This window comes from Streptomyces sp. Y2F8-2 (genome assembly GCF_014905555.1).
GTDB lineage: Bacteria > Actinomycetota > Actinomycetes > Streptomycetales > Streptomycetaceae > Streptomyces > Streptomyces cynarae.
In genome coordinates this window covers 919,938-938,306 of record NZ_BNGS01000001.1, presented here as the reverse complement: position 1 = coordinate 938,306, position 18,369 = coordinate 919,938, and the positions used below count along the sequence as shown (strand labels likewise).

The 18,369-nt window shown below is 72.2% G+C and carries 11 protein-coding genes and 2 pseudogenes; 7 read left to right on the top strand and 6 right to left on the bottom strand.

Annotated elements, in window-relative coordinates:
- Positions 1-12: 12 nt before the first annotated feature.
- Both speB and SY2F82_RS04200 read left to right on the top strand, forming a co-directional pair.
- A complete protein-coding gene (gene speB, locus SY2F82_RS04205) occupies positions 13-1,020 on the top strand; it encodes an agmatinase (RefSeq protein ID WP_200417533.1) in 1,008 nt (335 codons plus the stop codon).
- Positions 1,017-2,702: a thiamine pyrophosphate-binding protein gene (locus tag SY2F82_RS04200; protein WP_200417532.1), complete on the top strand. Its 1,686-nt coding sequence runs from the start codon at positions 1,017-1,019 to the stop codon at positions 2,700-2,702. The genes speB and SY2F82_RS04200 overlap by 4 nt, the downstream gene beginning before the upstream one ends.
- On the opposite strand, the gene SY2F82_RS04195 is transcribed toward SY2F82_RS04200, so the two are convergent.
- Positions 2,695-4,941 carry a glycosyltransferase family 39 protein gene (locus SY2F82_RS04195; protein ID WP_236041120.1) on the bottom strand — a complete coding sequence of 749 codons (2,247 nt, stop codon included), beginning with the start codon at positions 4,939-4,941 and terminating at the stop codon, positions 2,695-2,697. The two genes, SY2F82_RS04200 and SY2F82_RS04195, sit on opposite strands and share 8 nt — an antisense overlap.
- 328 nt (positions 4,942-5,269) lie before the next feature.
- Between SY2F82_RS04195 and SY2F82_RS04190 the strand changes: the two genes are divergently transcribed.
- The 3 genes from SY2F82_RS04190 to SY2F82_RS04180 all read left to right on the top strand — a co-directional run bounded on the left by SY2F82_RS04190 (position 5,270) and on the right by SY2F82_RS04180 (position 10,555).
- A complete protein-coding gene (locus tag SY2F82_RS04190) occupies positions 5,270-6,133 on the top strand; it encodes a serine hydrolase (RefSeq protein WP_236041118.1) in 864 nt (287 codons plus the stop codon).
- 111 nt (positions 6,134-6,244) lie between these two features.
- Positions 6,245-10,021 (top strand): ABC transporter ATP-binding protein, encoded by a 3,777-nt coding sequence (locus SY2F82_RS04185; RefSeq protein WP_374707118.1) that lies wholly within the window; start codon positions 6,245-6,247, stop codon positions 10,019-10,021.
- Positions 10,022-10,168: 147 nt separating this feature from the next.
- Positions 10,169-10,555, top strand: coding sequence for a hypothetical protein (locus tag SY2F82_RS04180; protein WP_200417528.1), 387 nt, complete (start codon positions 10,169-10,171; stop codon positions 10,553-10,555).
- A gap of 13 nt (positions 10,556-10,568) precedes the next feature.
- On the opposite strand, the gene SY2F82_RS04175 is transcribed toward SY2F82_RS04180, so the two are convergent.
- From SY2F82_RS04175 to SY2F82_RS04165, 3 genes are all read right to left on the bottom strand, one after another.
- A complete protein-coding gene (locus SY2F82_RS04175; protein WP_200417527.1) occupies positions 10,569-11,165 on the bottom strand; it encodes a hypothetical protein in 597 nt (198 codons plus the stop codon).
- Between the two features lie 114 nt (positions 11,166-11,279).
- Positions 11,280-13,106, bottom strand: a complete 1,827-nt coding sequence (locus SY2F82_RS04170) for a glycoside hydrolase family 3 protein (RefSeq protein WP_200417526.1) — start codon at positions 13,104-13,106, stop codon at positions 11,280-11,282.
- 316 nt (positions 13,107-13,422) lie between these two features.
- On the bottom strand, positions 13,423-14,340 hold the full coding sequence (locus tag SY2F82_RS04165; protein ID WP_200417525.1) for a LysR family transcriptional regulator: 918 nt from the start codon (positions 14,338-14,340) through the stop codon (positions 13,423-13,425).
- Between the two features lie 88 nt (positions 14,341-14,428).
- Here SY2F82_RS04165 and SY2F82_RS04160 point away from each other — a divergent pair, with 88 nt between their 5' ends.
- Together SY2F82_RS04160 and aroA are read left to right on the top strand one after the other, a co-directional pair.
- Positions 14,429-15,382 (top strand): EamA family transporter, encoded by a 954-nt coding sequence (locus tag SY2F82_RS04160; protein ID WP_200417524.1) that lies wholly within the window; start codon positions 14,429-14,431, stop codon positions 15,380-15,382.
- Positions 15,383-15,386: 4 nt separating this feature from the next.
- Positions 15,387-16,631: a 3-phosphoshikimate 1-carboxyvinyltransferase gene (gene aroA, locus SY2F82_RS04155; RefSeq protein WP_200417523.1), complete on the top strand. Its 1,245-nt coding sequence runs from the start codon at positions 15,387-15,389 to the stop codon at positions 16,629-16,631.
- Positions 16,632-16,668: 37 nt separating this feature from the next.
- On the opposite strand, the pseudogene SY2F82_RS04150 reads toward aroA, so the two are convergent.
- Both SY2F82_RS04150 and SY2F82_RS38665 read right to left on the bottom strand, forming a co-directional pair.
- A pseudogene (locus SY2F82_RS04150) lies at positions 16,669-17,520 on the bottom strand (DnaJ C-terminal domain-containing protein); the annotation flags it as partial.
- A gap of 135 nt (positions 17,521-17,655) precedes the next feature.
- A pseudogene (locus SY2F82_RS38665) lies at positions 17,656-18,363 on the bottom strand (caspase domain-containing protein); the annotation flags it as partial.
- Positions 18,364-18,369 lie beyond the last annotated feature (6 nt).

The window sequence follows — 18,369 nt, the reverse complement described above, 5'->3', positions numbered from 1 at the left end:
AGGAGTCCGACGATGAGCAGCACCGAGAACCCCGCAGCAGGCGGCAGCCGGCCCCGCGGCCCCGTCGACTCGTCCCGCATCCCGCGGTACGCGGGCCCCGCGACCTTCGCCCGGCTGCCCCGCCTCGACGAGGTCGGCACCGCGGACGTCGCCGTGGTCGGCGTGCCGTTCGACTCGGGCGTCTCCTACCGCCCGGGCGCCCGCTTCGGCGGCAACGCGATCCGTGAGGCGTCCCGCCTGCTGCGCCCGTACAACCCGGCGCAGGACGCCTCCCCCTTCGCGCTCGCCCAGGTCGCGGACGGTGGCGACATCGCCGTGAACCCGTTCAACATCCACGAGGCGGTGGAGACCGTCGAGGCCGCCGCCGACGAACTGCTCGGCACCGGCGCCCGCCTGATGACCCTCGGCGGCGACCACACCATCGCACTGCCGCTGCTCCGCTCGGTGGCGAAGAAGCACGGCCCGGTCGCGCTGCTTCACTTCGACGCCCACCTCGACACCTGGGACACCTACTTCGGCGCGGAGTACACGCACGGCACCCCGTTCCGCCGCGCCGTCGAGGAGGGCATCCTCGACACCTCCGCGCTCTCCCACGTCGGCACCCGCGGCCCGCTCTACGGCAAGCAGGACCTGACCGACGACGAGAAGATGGGCTTCGGCATCGTCACCTCCGCCGACATCTACCGGCGCGGCGCCGACGAGGTCGCCGACCAGCTGCGCCAGCGCATCGGCGACCGCCCGCTGTACATCTCCATCGACATCGACTGCCTGGACCCGGCGCACGCCCCCGGCACCGGCACCCCGGAGGCGGGCGGCATGACCTCCCGCGAACTCCTCGAGATCCTCCGGGGCCTCGCGTCCTGCAACCTGGTCTCGGCGGACGTCGTCGAGGTGGCGCCCGCCTACGACCACGCGGAGATCACGTCCGTGGCCGCGTCCCACACGGCGTACGAACTGACGACGATCATGACCCGCCAGATCGCGGCGGCCCGCACCGGTGAGGAGACCGAGAGCAAGTGACGCACGACCACGACCTGGTCCTCCGTCCCACGACCGCACAGACGGAGGCCGCACTCAACCCTCCCCCCGGCCGCACCGGCGGAGACCTGGTCGTGGAGACCCTGGCCGGGCTGGGCGCGACGACGGTTTTCGGCCTGCCCGGCCAGCACGCGCTCGGCATGTTCGACGCGCTGCGCCGCTCCGACCTCCGGTACGTCGGGCTGCGGGTGGAGAACAACGCCGGGTTCGCGGCGGACGCGTACGGCCGGATCACGGGTGAGGCGGCACCCCTGCTGCTCTCCACCGGCCCCGGTGCGCTGACGTCCCTGGCGGCGCTCCAGGAGGCCGCGGCGGCGTCGGCGCCCGTGCTGGCCATCAGCAGCCAGGTCCCGACCGCGGGCCTGGGCGGCGGCCGCCACGGCTATCTGCACGAACTCCCCGACCAGGCGGCCTCGTTCCGCGGCGTGGTCAAGTCGGTCCACACGGTCCGCACGCAGTCGCAGATCCCGTCGGCGATCGCGCAGGCATGGAAGTCGGCACTGACGGTGCCGCACGGCCCGGTGTGGGTGGAGATCCCGCAGGACGTGCTGCTCGCCGAGACACGGCTGCCGGTGGTGACGGCGGTGGACGCGACCCCGGACGAGCTGCCGCCGCGCCCCGAACTGACCGCGGTGGCCGCGCATCTGCTGTCGGGCGCCGACCGCCCGGCGATCATCGCGGGCGGGGGAGTGGTCAGGGCGGACGCGTCCGGAAAGCTGCTGGCGCTCGCCGAGAAGCTGAACGCCCCCGTCGTCACCACCTTCGGCGGCAAGGGCGCCTTCCCCTGGGGGCACCCGCTGTCCCTCCAGTCCTGGCTGGAGGACCGCCACACCACGGACTTCCTCGAGGACGCGGACGTCCTGCTCGTGGTCGGCTCCGGCCTGGGCGAACTCTCCTCGAACTACCACACGTTCCAGCCGCGCGGCCGGGTGATCCAGATCGAGGCGGACCTCGGCAAGCTGGAGTCCAACCACCCGGCCCTCGGCATCCACGCGGACGCCCGCCTGGCGTTGCAGGCGCTGCTGGAGACCGTGGAGGCCCGGGAGGACGAGGGGGCTCCGGAGCGTGTACGGGCGCTGCTCGCGAGGGTGGCCGAGCGGATCGCGTCCCAGGATCTGACCCTGGAGCAGGAGGTGCTGGCGTCGGTGCGCCGCGCCCTGCCCGCCGACTCCCCGTCCTTCTGGGACATGACGATCCTGGCCTACTGGGCCTGGTCGGCCTTCGACGCGAAGGCTCCCAACACCATGCACTCCGCGCAGGGAGCGGGCGGGCTCGGCTACGGCTTCCCGGCGGCCCTCGGCGCGGCGGCGGCGGACCCCACGCGCCCCGTCCTGGCGGTGTCCGGCGACGGCGGCGCCCTGTACTCCATCGCCGAACTGGCGACGGCGCGGCAGTACGGCCTCGACGTCACCTGGCTGATCGTCGACGACGGCGGCTACGGCATCCTGCGCGAGTACATGACGGACGCCTTCGGCCAGGCCACGGCGACGGAACTGACCCGCCCCGACTACGTGGCCCTGGCGGAGTCCTTCGGCGTCCCGGGCGTGCGCACGACCCCCGAGACACTGGAGGCCGACCTGGCGAAGGCCCTGGCGGAACCAGGGCCTTCGGTGGTCGTCCTGCCGGCGCTGCTGCGGATGTTCGCGCCGACGCACCTCAGCTGACGTCGGACGGGTCCAGGCGGTACAGCGTCGACTGGCTGGTCCCCGACGAGGAGTTCGCCGTCGTGGTCCTGCTGTAGGCGCTCTCCTTCACCGCCGTGCCGTGCTTCCGGACCCAGGACGTCACCTCGGAGCTGAGGCTGTTGTTGCCGCCGCCCGGGCCGCCCCCCATGCCGCCGCCGAGCTGGATGTAGTGGAGTTCGCCCTTCTTCACCAGCTCCTCCAGCTTCGCCACGGTCATCGCCCGATCGGTGCCGGTGAAGCCCCACATGGAGATGACCGGCACGCCGCTGCTCAACTCGATCTGCGCCGCACCCTGCGAGTTGGAGACCGCGAGCAGCCACTGAGCCCCGTCCCGGTGCTTCTTCAGGTAGGCGATGAGCTCGCTGCTCGCCCCGCCCATGCCGCCGGGGCCGCCGCCGAACCCCCCGCGCGCACGGTCGTTGCCGGTCGTACCCTCCTGGGTGCCGGGCTCGCCGCCGGTGCCGTTCGGGGGCGTCTCGCCCATCTCGGCGTTGCCGGCGCCCTGTTGGCCACCGGGGAAGCCGCCGCCGGGTGCGCCGCCGCCCGGGGCGCCGCCGCCCGGGGCGCCGCCGCCCGGGGCGCCGCCGGCCTCGGCGTTCTGGCCCGAGCCCTGCCGGGTGCCGCCCGGCATCCCGCCGTTGCCGGGGCCGCCGTTGCCGCCGCGGTTGCCGCCCGGCCCACCGCCGAAGCCGCCGCCGGTGGAGGGACCGGCGGTCGGGTTCGTACCGCCCATGCCGCCGCCGCTCGAACGGGACGGCACGGACCAGGCGTACGCCGCCGGGCCCGCGAGCGCCGCGACGACCGCCGCGGCGACGGAGGCCGCGAGAAGCCGGACGCGGTCGCCCGAGCGGAAGACGAACAGGCCGACGACCGCCGCCGCCATGACCGCACCGATGGCCGGCCACAGCCAGGTGTTCCAACCGGAGGCCCGGTGCAGCAGCTCGATCGCCCAGACGGCCGTCACGGCCAGTCCCGCCGGAAGCACCCACGCCCAGCGCTTGTCGGCGCGGAACGCACGCAGCAGCATCGTGCCGCCGCCCCCGCACAGGGCCGCGATACCTGGGGCGAGCGCGGTCGTGTAGTACGGGTGCATGGTGCCCTCGGCCATGGCGAAGGTCAGGTAGTGCAGCGCCGTCCAGCCGCCCCACAGCAGCAGCGCGGCCCGCGTCAGGTCGGTGCGCGGGGCGCGGCCGCAAAGGATCAGGCCGCCGACGCAGGCGATGGCCGCGAAGGGGATCAGCCAGGAGATCTGGCCGCCCAGGATGTCGTTGAACATGCGGCCGATGCCCGCGCTGCCGGAGAAGTCGCCGCCTCCGCCGCCGCCCCCGCCGTTGCCCTCGCCGCCGAAGACGCGGCCGAGGCCGTTGTAGCCCATGATCAGGTTCCAGGCGGTGCCGTCCGTCGAGCCGCCGATGTACGGCCGCTCGGAGGCCGGCACCAGCGACACGGCCGCCGCCCACCAGACGCTGGAGACGGCCAGGACCACGGCCGCGATCAGCAGGTTCACCAGCCGCTTCATCACGGGCAGCCGCGTGGCGTACAGGTAGACCAGGAAGACGGCGGGCAGGGCGATGTAGCCCTGGAGCATCTTCGTGTTGAAGGCGAGTCCGAAGCACAGCGCCGAGCCGAGCAGCGGCAGCAGCCGGCCGTTGGTCACCGCGCGCAGCGCGAGCGCCGCCGCGCCGACCATCAGCAGGACCAGCAGCGTGTCCGGGTTGTTGTCGCGGTTGATGGCGACCGTGATGGGCGTCAGCGCCAGCACCAGCGCCGCGAGGGCCGCCGTGCCGTGGCCCCACACCCGCTTCACTGAGGAGTGCAGGATCCAGATGGTCGCCAGCGCGGCGAGGATCATCGGCGCCATCATCTGCCAGGTGCCGAAGCCGAACACGCGGCAGGACAGTCCCATGACCATCAGCGCGAAGGGCGGTTTGTCGACGGTGAGGAAGTTGCCCGCGTCCAACGAGCCGAAGAACCACGCCTTCCAGCTCTGGGTGCCGCTCAGTACGGCCGCGCTGTAGAAGCTGTTCAGACTCGATCCGGACAGGTTCCAGGAGTACAGCACCGCGGCCAGCGCCAGGATGCCGAGCAACGCCGGCAACGACCAGCGCGGCGCGGTGCCGCTGTCGGGGGACGGGCCGTGGGGCGGCCCGGCGGCCGGTGAACCGGGGACCGAGGGGCGGCCGGGGACTTCGGAGCGAGGATGCGTGGCAGAGGTCACCGGTGCACCATGCGGGGACGCCATGGGTACGGACTGTGGTCAGCCTGGGCGTGGGCTGTGGATGATGAGATCCCGGTAAGCGGACGGCAAGTGAGAGGTTCCTCACAGGGGTGCCGTGATTGCGGGCGTGAATCGGCCTGCGAACGACTATGTGAGCGAACTCGCCTACAACTTTCGGACATTCCCGTGAGTCAATAGGGCACGAGCGCGCCGGCGGCGCGCTCTTGTCCATGTAAGAGGATGGTCAACCTCTATGACTCACCGGATATCCGGCAATTTCCGCACATTTAACAGAGCTCGGGTCCTCGCGGCCGGACTCGGCGTCGGCATGCTCGTACCGTTCGTGGCGGCCGCCACGCCCGCTGTGGCCGCCACGCCCACCGTCAGCTGCACCTCGGGCAAGGCGGGTCTGGCCGCCAAGCTGCAGAAGGACATCACCTCGGCCCTCGCCGGCCGCACGGGCACCGTCGCGGTCGGCCTGTACGACCGCTCCACCAACACCACCTGCTCGCTGCGCGGCACGTCCGCCTACGACTCGGCCAGCGTGGTGAAGGTCACGGTGCTCGCCACCCTTCTGTGGGACGCGAAGAACCACAACCGCTACCTGACGAGCCGTGAGACCAGCCTCGCCACGGCCATGATCACCAAGTCGGACAACAACGCCACCAGCACGCTGTGGAAGCAGCTGGGCCTGACGAAGATCAAGGGCTTCCTCGCCGCCGCCGGCATGACCCAGACCAAGCCGGGCGCGAACGGCTACTGGGGCCTGACCCAGATCACCGTGCAGGACGAGCAGAAGCTGCTCAAGCTCCTCACCGCGAAGAACTCTGTGCTGAGTGACAACTCCCGCGCGTACGAGCTGAAGCTGATGGCGAACGTCATCTCCTCACAGCGCTGGGGCACTCCGGCGGGGGCGCCCTCCGGCGTGGCCGTGCACGTCAAGAACGGCTGGCTGCAGCGCTCCACGCACGGCTGGCGGGTGCACAGCGTCGGCACGTTCAACGGCCGCGGCCACGACTACATGATCACCGTGCTGACCTGGGACAACAGCACGATGAACTACGGCGTCACCACCATCCAGAACGTGGCGAGGGTCATCCACAGGGACCTGGTGCCGACGACGTCCACCACCAGCACGTTCGTGCCCACGAGCACGCCGCAGGAGGCCTACCCGGCGGCCCCCGCGAGCTGACACGGCCGAACTCCCGGTGATCACGACTCCGGTCCGGACGACGCGGCTCTCCTACCCGCCGGTACGAGTCCGAACATTGCGGAGGGATGAAATCCGCTGCTGACGGCGTTGATGCCTTCCGGTAGACCAGGTCTGAAGGAGGGCATCGGCGTGGCAGAGCACGAGGGGGAGCATCGCGGCTGGGCGAGGCGACTCGCGGGGTACGCCTGGCGGTACCCCAAGGACGTCGTCCTCGCCCTGGGCTCCTCCCTCGCCGGCATGGCGCTCACCGCCCTGGTGCCGCTGATCACCAAGGTGATCATCGACGACGTCATCGGCAACCACAGCAGGCCCATGGCCCCCTGGGCCGGCGCCCTGATCGGCACGGCCGTCCTCGTCTACGCCCTCACCTACATCCGCCGCTACTACGGCGGCCGGCTCGCCCTGGACGTCCAGCACGACCTGCGGACGGACATGTACGGGACGATCACCCGGCTGGACGGGCGCCGCCAGGACGAGCTGTCCACCGGCCAGGTGGTCGGCCGTGCCACCAGCGACCTCCAGCTGATCCAGGGCCTGCTCTTCATGCTCCCGATGACCATCGGCAACGTCCTGCTCTTCCTGGTCTCCCTGATGGTCATGGCCTGGCTGTCGCTGCCGCTGACCCTGGTCGCCCTGGCCGTCGCGCCCGCCCTGGGGTTCATCGCCAAGCGCAGCCGGTCCCGGCTGCACCCGGCGACCTGGTACGCCCAGGCCCAGGCCGCCGCCGTGGCGACCGTGGTCGACGGCGCCGTCAGCGGCGTTCGCGTGGTGAAGGGCTTCGGGCAGGAGGAGCAGGAGACCGGCAAGCTCCGCGAGGTCGGGCGCCGGCTGTTCGCGGGACGCCTGCGGACCATCCGGCTGAACGCCAAGTACACCCCAGCCCTCCAGGCCGTGCCCGCCCTCGGTCAGGTCGCCATGCTGGCGCTCGGCGGCTGGCTCGCGGTGCGCGGGCACATCACGCTCGGCACGTTCGTCGCGTTCTCCTCCTACCTGGCGCAGCTCGTCGGCCCGGTCCGCATGCTCGCCGTGGTCCTCACCGTCGGCCAGCAGGCCCGTGCGGGCGCCGAGCGGGTCCTGGAGCTGATCGACACCGAGCCGTCGCTGAAGGACGGCACCAAGGAACTGCCCGCCGACGCCCCCGCGACCGTCGAGTTCGACGACGTCTCCTTCGCGTACGAGGACGGGCGCCCGGTCCTCGACGGGCTCTCCTTCGAGATCCGCCCCGGCGAGACCCTCGCCGTCGTCGGCTCCTCCGGTTCCGGCAAGTCCACCGTCTCGCTGCTGCTGCCGCGCTTCTACGACGTCACGCACGGTGCCGTCCTCGTCGGCGGCCACGACGTGCGGGAGCTGACCCTGACGTCCCTGCGCGCCGCGATCGGGCTGGTCCCCGAGGACTCCTTCCTCTTCTCGGACACCGTCCGCAACAACATCGCCTACGGCCGCCCCGACGCCACCGACGAGGAGATCGAGCGGGCCGCGCGCGCCGCCCAGGCGGACCGTTTCATCGCCGAGCTGCCCGACGGCTACGGCACCAAGGTCGGTGAGCACGGCCTGACCCTCTCCGGCGGCCAGCGCCAGCGCATCGCGCTCGCCCGCGCCATCCTCACCGACCCCCGGCTGCTGGTCCTCGACGACGCGACCTCGGCGGTGGACGCCCGCGTCGAGCACGAGATCCACGAGGCCCTGAAGCAGGTCATGGAGGGCCGCACAACCCTGCTGATCGCCCACCGCCGCTCCACCCTCAACCTCGCCGACCGCATCGCGGTCCTCGACGGCGGCCGTCTCGCCGACATCGGCACCCACGAGGAGCTGCAGGAGCGCTCCGCCCTCTACCGCCGCCTCCTCACCGACCCCGACGAACTGGGCGGTGTCTCCCCGGGCCACGCCCAGCCGGCCGTGCCCGAGGAGGACACGAGCGTCCGGGACGAGCTGGACGCCGAGTTCGACGCCGAGCGCGGCGTCACCCCGCGACTGTGGACCGGCGACCGCCGGCCCAAGGACCACGCCCTCGCCGGGACCCCGGCGACCCCGGAGCTGCTCGCCCAGGTCGAGAAGCTGCCCCCGGCCACCGACACCCCGGGCGTCGACGAGGCACGCGCCGTCCGGCCGGAGGAGTCCTACGGCCTCACCCGGCTGCTGCGCGGCTTCGGGCTGCCCCTGCTCGTCAGCCTCGCCCTCGTCGCCGTGGACGCGGGCATGGGGCTGCTGCTGCCGATCCTGATCCGGCACGGCATCGACCAGGGCGTGTCCCGGATGGCCGTCGGCGCGGTGTGGTCCGCGTCGCTGCTGGCGCTGGGCACCGTCCTGATCCAGTGGGCGGCGCAGGTCGGGGAGACCCGGATGACCGGACGCACCGGCGAACGCGTCCTGTACTCCCTGCGGCTGAAGATCTTCGCCCAGCTCCAGCGACTCGGGCTCGACTACTACGAGCGGGAGCTGACCGGGCGGATCATGACGCGGATGACGACGGACGTCGACGCGCTGTCGACGTTCCTGCAGACGGGGCTGGTGACGGCCTTCGTCTCCGTCGTCACCTTCTTCGGCATCATGGCCGCGCTGCTGGTGATCGACGTACAGCTCGCCCTGGTCGTGTTCGCCACGCTGCCGCCGCTGATCGTGGCGACCGTCTTCTTCCGCCGGGCCAGCGTGAAGGCGTACGAACTCGCCCGCGAGCGGGTCTCGGCGGTCAACGCGGACCTCCAGGAGTCGGTGTCCGGGCTGCGGATCCTGCAGGCGTTCCGGCGCGAGCGGGACGGCGGGCGGCGGTTCGCCGAGGGCAGTGACTCCTACCGCCGCGCGCGCATCCGCGGCCAGTGGCTGATCTCCGTCTACTTCCCGTTCGTGCAGCTGCTGTCCTCGGTGGCCGCGGCGTCCGTGATGATCTCCGGCGCCCACCGGGTGGAGGCCGGGACGCTGACGACGGGTGCCCTGGTCGCGTACCTGCTGTACATCGACCTGTTCTTCGCGCCGGTGCAGCAGCTCTCCCAGGTCTTCGACGGCTACCAGCAGGCCACGGTGTCGCTGGGCCGCATCCAGGAACTCCTCCAGGAGCCCACCACCACGAAGGCCGCCGTGGAGCCGCTTCAGGTGCTGTCGCTGCGCGGCGACATCGCCTTCGAGGGCGTCCACTTCGCCTACGGCGACGACGAGGAGGCGCTGACCGGCGTGGACCTGACGATCCCGGCCGGGCAGACCGTCGCGTTCGTCGGCGAGACCGGCGCGGGCAAGTCGACCCTGGTCAAGCTCGTCGCCCGGTTCTACGACCCCACGCGCGGCCGGGTGCTGGTCGACGGCACCGATCTGCGCTCGCTGGACCTGACCTCGTACCGGCACCGGCTCGGCGTGGTCCCGCAGGAGGCGTACCTGTTCCAGGGGACCGTCCGGGACGCCATCGCGTACGGGCGTCCGGACGCCACCGACGCCGAGGTGGAGGCCGCGGCCCGGGCGGTCGGCGCGCACGACATGATCGCCCGCCTCGAGGGCGGCTATCTGCACGAGGTGGCCGAGCGCGGCCGCAACCTGTCCGCCGGACAGCGGCAGTTGATCGCGCTGGCCCGCGCTGAGCTGGTGGACCCCGACGTCCTGCTGCTCGACGAGGCGACCGCCGCACTCGACCTGGCCACCGAGGCCCAGGTCAACCAGGCCACGGACCGCCTCGCCGGCCGCCGTACCACCCTGGTCGTGGCGCACCGCCTGACCACGGCGGCCCGCGCCGACCGGGTGGTGGTGATGGACCACGGCCGCATCGCGGAGGACGGCACCCACGAGGAGCTGCTGCGCCGCGGCGGCCGGTACGCCGAGCTGTGGCGGACGTTCGTGGGGGCGCCGGAACCGGGGCAGGAGGAGCCGGTGGGCTCCACGGCCTGACGCCCCGTCGAATTCAGGAAATTCTGCGGAGGTTGCCCCAAACGTTCGAAAATGTGTGCCTGTGTGCACCACCGCGATGCAACCATCTGCCGTACGCCATGCGTCCGTACAGCAGTACGCTTATCGTCGCGGGGAGGGACCATAAAGGTGGACAAGAGTGCGATACGCCGGCGCCTGGCGCTCGGCATGACCGTACTGACGGCGTCCGGGCTGCTCGCACTGGCGAGCCCGGGACACGCGGAGGCGGCCGGCTACTGCTCGGGACGCAACGTTCGTACGCTCTCGTTCTCCACCGGCTCCGTCCAGGTCTACAAGCGCGACGGCTACGTGTGCGCGGTGACCTTCGCCAAGCGGGTCTCCGGCAGGACGACCATGTCGGTGAGCGTGCAGGCGCGCGGCAGCCGTCCCGCGGTCGACATCGGGCAGTACACGCACCACGCCGGGCCCGTCACCGTGCACGCCGGCCACCGGTGCGTATGGATCCGCGGCTCCGTCGGGTCGGGATCGGTCAGCTCCGGATGGACCCTCTGCTGACGCGCCCCCGCGCTCACAGCCGCAGGGCGCACCCCACCGGCCTGCTGCCGCCCAGCTGGACGTAGAGGGCCGTGGACGGCGGGCACTGCGAGCGGCGCTCGACCGCCGACGTCACCCTGTACTCGGGCGTGCGCCCGCCCCTGCCGTCGCAGGCCGTCTCCCGGACCTCGCCCTTGCCCGCGCCGTACACGCAGTCCCCGACGATCGTGCGCGGGCCGCCCCCGCCGCCGGGGTCGCCCGGGTGCGGCGGCTCCAGGTTCCGCATGCACGCATAGCCGCGCCGCACCACCCCCGAGGGGCTGATGTGCAGCACGAAGTCCGTGGTCGCGGGGCATGCGGGGCCCTGCGCCGGATCGCCGTCGTGGCGGGCGACCACCCGGGCGGCGGCCCGTTCGCTCGTGCACGGCACTTCCGTGAAGCTCGTCGTGCCGAAGGAACTGCACTCGTCCACGGCGAGGAACTCGGCGCCGAACCCGGACGGCGCCGCCGACGTGGCACGCCCGCTCGGCCGGTCCCTCGCCGCCCCCGACACCGTCTGGCACCCGGAGAGCCCGCCCACCGCCAGCGCAGCGGCCAGCAGCGCACCCGGCAACGCTCGCGTCCCTCGCATCGCCATCCCCCCCCGTCCACCCCCGTCCAGCGTGACCCGCGGCCACGGCCCACGCCAGACGTCTCGGGCGCTTTGCGACATTTGGGGGCGGGGTGCCCGGTTCCCGGCGTACGGCTAGTACGACAGCCCGTACCCGATCGGGTACAGCACCTGCGCCGGATCGTCCGCCCGTTGCACCGGCACCGGCAGCTTCCCGCGCGGCCTCACCCGGCCCGCGATCACCCGTGCCGCGGCGCGCAGTTCGACGTCCGTCCAGGAGTACGACGCCAGGAAGGCGTCCACGTCCGGGAGGTGGGCGACGTCGTACGGATTCCGGACGGCGAGGGCGATCACCGGTTTCCCGGTGGCGGCCAACCGGTTCACGAGCGTTCGCTGGGGACTGGCCGCGTTCACGTTGTACGTGGCCACGACCACCGCGTCCGCGTCCCCCGCCGCCGTCACCGCCTTCGCGATCGTCGCCGACGAGGGGGCGGTGCCGGAGGACAGCGCGGTCGCCGTGAAGCCCAGCTCGGTCAGGGCGTTGGCCAGGACGGTCGTGGGCGGTCCGTCGGTGCCGGTCGGGGACGCCGGGTCCGCGCCGGCCACCAGCAGCCGGGGGCGGGTTCGGCGCGAGAGCGGCAGCAGACGCTCCCTGTTGACCAGCAGTGTGGTCGTGCGGTCCGCGATGCGGTCGGCGGTGCGCAGATGTTCCGGGGTGCCGACGGTCCGCTCGACGCCGGCCTCGGTCACGTACGGCTGGTCCAGCAGCCCCAGCTTCGCCTTCAGACGCAGGATGCGCAGCAGCGACTCGTCCAGCCGGGCCTCGGTCAGCTCGCCGCCCCGCACCGCGTCCAGGACCGCGTTCCAGGCGAGGTCGAGGTTCGGCGGGTTGAGCAGCTGGTCGACCCCTGCCTTGAGGGCGAGCACGGGCACACGGTCGTCGCCGTACTTCTGTCGTACGCCCTCCATGCCGAGCGAGTCGGTCACCACGACCCCGTCGTAGCCGAGCTCCTCGCGCAGGATGCCGGTGACGATGGGACGGGAGAGCGTCGCGGGGTCGCCCGAGTCGTCGAGCGCGGGAACCATGATGTGCGCGGTCATGACGGCGTCGATCCCGGTCCGGACCGCCGCCCGGAACGGCACCGCGTCCAGCCTCTCCCACAGCTCGCGGCTGTGCGTGATGACCGGGAAGCCGTAGTGGCTGTCGACGGCGGTGTCGCCGTGGCCCGGGAAGTGCTTGGCGGTCGCCGCGACGCGGGAGGACTGATAACCCCTGACCTCCGCCGCGACCAGGTCCGCCACCGCCTCCGGGTCGGCACCGAAGGACCGTACGCCGATGACCGGGTTGGCCGGGTTGACGTTCACGTCCGCGTCGGGGGAGTAGTCCTGGCGGATGCCGAGGGCGCGCAGCTCGGCCCCGGCGATCCGGCCCAGGGTCTGCGCGTCGGCCCGGGAGCCACCGGCTCCGATCGCCATCGCGCCCGGGAACAGGGTCGCGGGCCTGCCCACGCGGGCGACGATCCCGTGCTCCTGGTCGGTGGCGATGAGCACGGGCAGTCCGCGGGGCTGGTCGAGCGACGCCTTCTGGATGCCGTTGGAAAGTTCGGCGATCTGCCGGGGACCGCGGGTGTTGTGCGCCCAGGTGAAGTAGATGATGCCGCCGACGCGGTACCTGGCGATCAGCTCGGCGGCCGTACGGACGCCGATCTCCTTGAGGTTGGCGTCGATGTCGGCCTGGTCTGGGGCGGTCGCCGAGTGGCCGTAGACCCGCATCACGAAGAGCTGGCCGACCTTCTCCTCAAGCGACATGCGGGAGATCAGGCCCTTGAGCCGTTCGTCGTCGTACCCGGCGGCATGAGCGGCGCCCGGGGTGAGGGAGAGGGCCGCCGCCAGGCCTGCGGTGGCGGCGAGGACCGTGCGTCTGGAGGGCTGTGCGGTGCTTCCCGTGCCGGAGTCGTGCACGTGCGCTCCTTCCGGAGGAGGACGCTGAAGGAAACTTCCGAGGAGTCACCAATATCCGGGAAGTTTCTGCCGGTCAAGGCGCCGCACATGAAGTACCGCACATGAGGGGCCGCCATCGGCGCTGTTGGAGGGGGGCGCGCCGACGGCGGCGTGCTGCCGGCCGCGTGCGGCGGAGAGGGTGGTCAGCGATCGCAGCCAGCAGCGAGGGCCGACACCGCAGCGCGGAGACTCATCCGGCAACCTGCCCATGGGACGAAGGCGCACCGGGTCGGGTTCCCCGGAAACGGCCGGACGCCGGAAGTCGGTACGGGGGTGGTCAACGGGGCCTGTGCGCCGACACGGTGGGCCAGTGGTGCTGGAGGGTGCGCACGGTCTCGGCGATCGCCGGCCGCCGGGCCGCACCCCTGCGCCACAGCGCGTACAGATGCCGTACGGGCATGGGGTCCAGGGGCACCTCGACGACCCCCTCGGGCAGCGGGCCCCGGCCCAGCCGCGGGATCAGGGCGATACCGAGTCCGGCGGCGACCAGGGCGACCAGGGTCGGGTTCTCGTCGGCCTGGTGGACCACCTCGGGCTCGTGCCCGGCCGCGCGCAGCGTCCGCACCAGCCACTCGTGGCAGACCCGGCCCGGTGGCTGGCAGATCCACCGTTCACCACCCAGCTCCTCGCGGCGCACCGCCGTCCGCCCGGCGAAACGGTGGCCGGCGGGTACGAGCAGATCGCACAGGTCGTCCCCGATGACCGCCTGTTCGACCCCCTCCGGGGCGGGCAGCGGCGCGATGTCCCAGTCGTGCGCCACGGCGACGTCCACCACGCCCTTGGCCACCAGGTCGACGGACAGATGCGGGTCCACCTCGGTCAGCCGGGTGTCCAGGGCGGGATGCCGGCGCGCCAGATCCGCGAGCACCCCCGGCATCAGCCCCCGCGCGGCCGACGCGAACGCCGCCACCGTCAGCCGCCCGGCGGGCAGCCCCCGCCGCTCCTCCAGCTCGGTCTCGGCGCGCTCCACGATCGCCATCAACTCCTGGGCGGTGGCGGCCAGTTGCAGCGCCTCGTCGGTGAGCCTCACGCCGCGCCCCTCCCGTTCGAGGAGGACGGTCCTGGTCTCCCGCTCCAGCTTGGCGATCTGCTGGGAGACGGCGGACGGGGTGTAGCCGAGCGCGGTGGCCGCGGCGCCGACCGTGCCGTGGACGGAGACGGCGTGCAGGGCGCGCAGGCGCTGAAGATCGAGCAAGACGGCCCCCTGGGGTTAGAGATGCTTCATCCAACCATGCAGCAATCAGCGCTGGTGCTTCACGGTTGCTGGACGTGATGCTCGACGCATGCGACCCGCACACCTGTCTCTCGCCGTCCTCGTCGCCGCCGTCTGGGGCGTCAACTTCACCGTCATCGAACTCGGCCTCGGCCACTTCCCCCCGCTGCTGTTCTCGGCCCTGCGCTTCCTGGTCGCGGCCGTCCCCGCCGTCTTCCTCGTGGGCCGCCCCAAGGTGGCGTGGAAGTGGATCGTGGCGGTGGGCCTGGTGCTGGGCGTGGCGAAGTTCGGACTGCTGTTCCTCGGCATGGCCGCCGGGATGCCCGCCGGCCTGTCCTCCCTGGTCCTCCAGATCCAGGCCGTGTTCACGGCGCTCATGGCCTTCGCGCTCCTCGGCGAACGCCCCACGCGCCTGAGGGCGCTGGGCATGGCGGTGGCCCTCGGCGGCGTCGCCCTCGCCGCCGTCGACGAGGGAACGGCCGGACCGCTCGGCGCTTTCGCCCTGGTCATAGTGGCGGCGGCCTGCTGGGGCCTGTCCAACGTCCTCACCCGCAAGGCGTCCCCGCCGGACCCCCTGAACTTCATGGTGTGGGTGAGCACGGTGCCGGTGCTGCCCCTGCTCTGCCTGTCCCTCCTCACGGAGGGCCGGTCCCGTGACCTCGCCGCGCTGCGCGCCCTCGACTGGCAGGGCGCCGGCATCGTCCTCTATGTCGCCTGGATCACCACCGTCTTCGGCTTCGGCGCCTGGGGCTGGCTGCTGCGCCGTCACCCGGCGTCCACGGTCGCCCCGTTCTCCCTCCTGGTCCCGGTCTTCGGCATGTCGTCCGCGGCCCTGTTCCTGGGCGAACCGATCAGCCCGCTGCGCTGGGGCGCGGCGGCACTGCTGGTGGGCGGGGTGGCGCTGACGTCCCTGGCCCCGGCGAAGAGGGTCCGTTCGGAGGGTGGCCGTTCGGTGGGTGGCCGTTCGGAGGAGGTCCAGTCGGCGGACGTTCCGGCACGCGAGCCGATCACCGGGCCAGCATGAGCCCATGCCCGTAGTCGAGCTCCCCGGTTCCAAGTCCATCACCGCCCGCGCGCTCTTCCTGGCCGCCGCGGCCGACGGAGTCACCACGCTCGTACGGCCGCTGCGGTCGGACGACACCGAGGGCTTCGCCGAGGGCCTGCGCGCCCTCGGCTACCGCGTCGGACAGACCCCCGAGGCCTGGCACGTGGACGGCCGCCCGCAGGGTCCCGCCGCCACGGAGGCGGACGTGTACTGCCGGGACGGCGCGACCACGGCCCGCTTCCTGCCGGTCCTGGCCGCCACGGGCCACGGCACCTACCGTTTCGACGCCTCGCCGCAGATGCGGCGCCGCCCCCTCGGCCCCCTGACCCGGGCCCTGCGCGACCTGGGCGTACGGCTGCGGCACGAGGAGGCGGAGGGCCACCACCCGCTGACGGTCGAGGCGGCCGGGGTGGCGGGCGGCGACGTGGTGCTGGACGCCGGCCAGTCCTCCCAGTACCTCACGGCCCTGCTCCTCCTCGGCCCGCTCACACGTCAGGGCCTGCGCATCACGGTGACGGACCTGGTGTCGGCGCCGTACGTCGACATCACGGTCGCGATGATGCGGGCGTTCGGGGCGGAGGTGCGGCGCGAGGGGGACGTGTTCGTCGTCCCGCCCGGGGGCTACCGCGCCACGACGTACGCGATCGAGCCGGACGCCTCCACCGCCAGCTACTTCTTCGCGGCTGCGGCCGTGACGGGCGGCGAGGTGACGGTGCCGGGTCTGGGGTCGGGCGCGCTCCAGGGAGACCTGGGGTTCGTGGACGTGCTGCGGCGGATGGGGGCGGAGGTGGAGGTGGCCGCGGACCGTACGACGGTGCGCGGGACGGGCGAGTCCAGGGGCCTGACGGTCACCATGCGGGACATCTCCGACACGATGCCGACCCTCGCGGCGATCGCCCCGTTCGCCTCCGGTCCGGTCCGTATCGAGGACGTCGCGAACACCCGGGTGAAGGAGTGCGACCGCCTGGAGGCCTGCGCGGAGAACCTGCGGCGGCTGGGAGTGGGGGTGGCCACGGGCCCGGACTGGATCGAGATCGCGCCGGGGGCGCCGGTGGGCACGGACATCAAGACGTACGGGGACCACCGCATCGCGATGTCCTTCGCGGTGACGGGCCTTCGGGTACCGGGTATTTCGTTCGACGACCCCGGGTGCGTGCGGAAGACTTTCCCGGACTTCCACGAGGTGTTCGCGGAGCTGCGGGCGGGGTTGCCACCTCGGCGCAGGTAGCGTGTACCGCCCGGATCCGGATTCCGGTTCAGTCGCGTATGTCGACGCGTGCGAGAAGGTCGCCCCGGCCGCCGCCTCTGAGATGGACCACGCCGAAGTCGGCCAGGCGCAGGAACTGGCCGTTACGGATACCCCGAGGGACACGGATGGTCTGGGGACCGTCCAGTGTCTCCACCGGGAGAGTGCCGCCCGTCGTGGCCAAGGCGCGCGGAACCGTCAGCGTGCGGTGCAGGTCGTCGCCCTTCCGTTGGAAGACCGGGTGGGGTCGTTCCACGATTTCGATGTACAGGTCGCCTGCCTGACCGCCGCCGGGGCCCACCTCCCCTTCCCCGGCGAGTTGGATCCGGGTGCCGTTGTCGACGCCCGCCGGAATCTTGACGGTGAGCGTACGGCGGGAGCGGACACGGCCGTCGCCGGCGCATTCGGGGCAGGGATGGGGCAGGAGCGTGCCGTAGCCCTGGCACTTGCGGCAAGGCTCCGACGTGACGGTCTGGCCGAGAAAGGTCCGTCGGGTCTTCGTCGTCTGGCCGCGTCCATCACAGGCGTCGCACAACTGGGGCCGGGTACCCTCCGCCGTACCGGAACCCGTACAGGTCGGGCACACGATCGCGGTGTCGACCAGTATGTCCTTCGTCGTGCCGAACGCGGCCTCCTCCAGGTCGATTTCGATGCGGATCAACGCGTCCTGGCCGTGGCGGGTACGCGACCGGGGGTAGTGCTCCTCCGGCTGCCGACCGGTACCAGCTCCGGCCTCGGGCGCCGTTTCCGGCTCGGGAACCGTATGCCGTTCCCCTTCGCCGGTATCCGCACTCCCTGTGCGGGTGCCTTTCTTCGGCGCTCCGAAGAACGCGTCCATGATGTCCCCGAAGGTCTGGCCTTCCGACCCGGCCGCCTCCCAGGGCGGCGTCTCGGGCCGAGGGGGGACGTGGGACTCCCGTACGGGCGGGACCTCGGCGTCCCGCACACGTCCCCGCTCGCCGACCGCCCGCGCGATGGTCACCTGGTATTCCAGGTCCGCCCACATCCGAGGCCGCTGTTTCACCCCGGCGCGGTGCAGGGACTCGTACACGTAGTCGTACAGCTCGGTGACCGTGATCCGGCCGTCTCGGTTCTGGTCTGCCGCTCCCGTGGCCAGCCCCTCGATCAGCGCGCCCGTGAACCGTGAGGGCTGCGGCACCTTGGACTCGACACGCTCCCCCTCCCAGGCGTACTCGGTCCGGCTGGTCGCCGTCAGGATGGCTCTGCCGTGGCCGCTGAGCTCCTCGCGGACGTGGACCTGGTCGTCACCCTTCGCGCCGGGCAGGAAGGCCCCGCTGTAGCAGCAGTCGAGCAGGACGACGATGGTGCGGGCCCGACAGCGTTCCATGCGGTCGCGCAGGAAGCCGGCCGAAATCGCCGTGGAAGCCGGCAGGTCGCGGTCCGTGTCGCGCGCGGCGAAGTACAGGTTTCCGTCGTCGTCCTTGATGCCGTGGCAGGAGAGGTGGAGCAGGAGCAGGTCGTCGCGGCTGCGGTCGCGGAAGAAGCGCTCCACCGCACGCATCACTTCGTGGGCCCGGGCATCCCTCACCTGCTCCGTGCGGAAGCCGCCGATGCCGGGGTCGGCGAGTACGTCTGCGAGGCCCGCGCAGTCCTGGCCGGGGGAGCGCAGTGTGCTGAGCGTTCGGTCGTCGTATCTTCCGGTCGCGATGAGGAGAGCGTCCCTGCGGCCCGTGCCGAGGGGGAAGTCGGTCATGGTGCG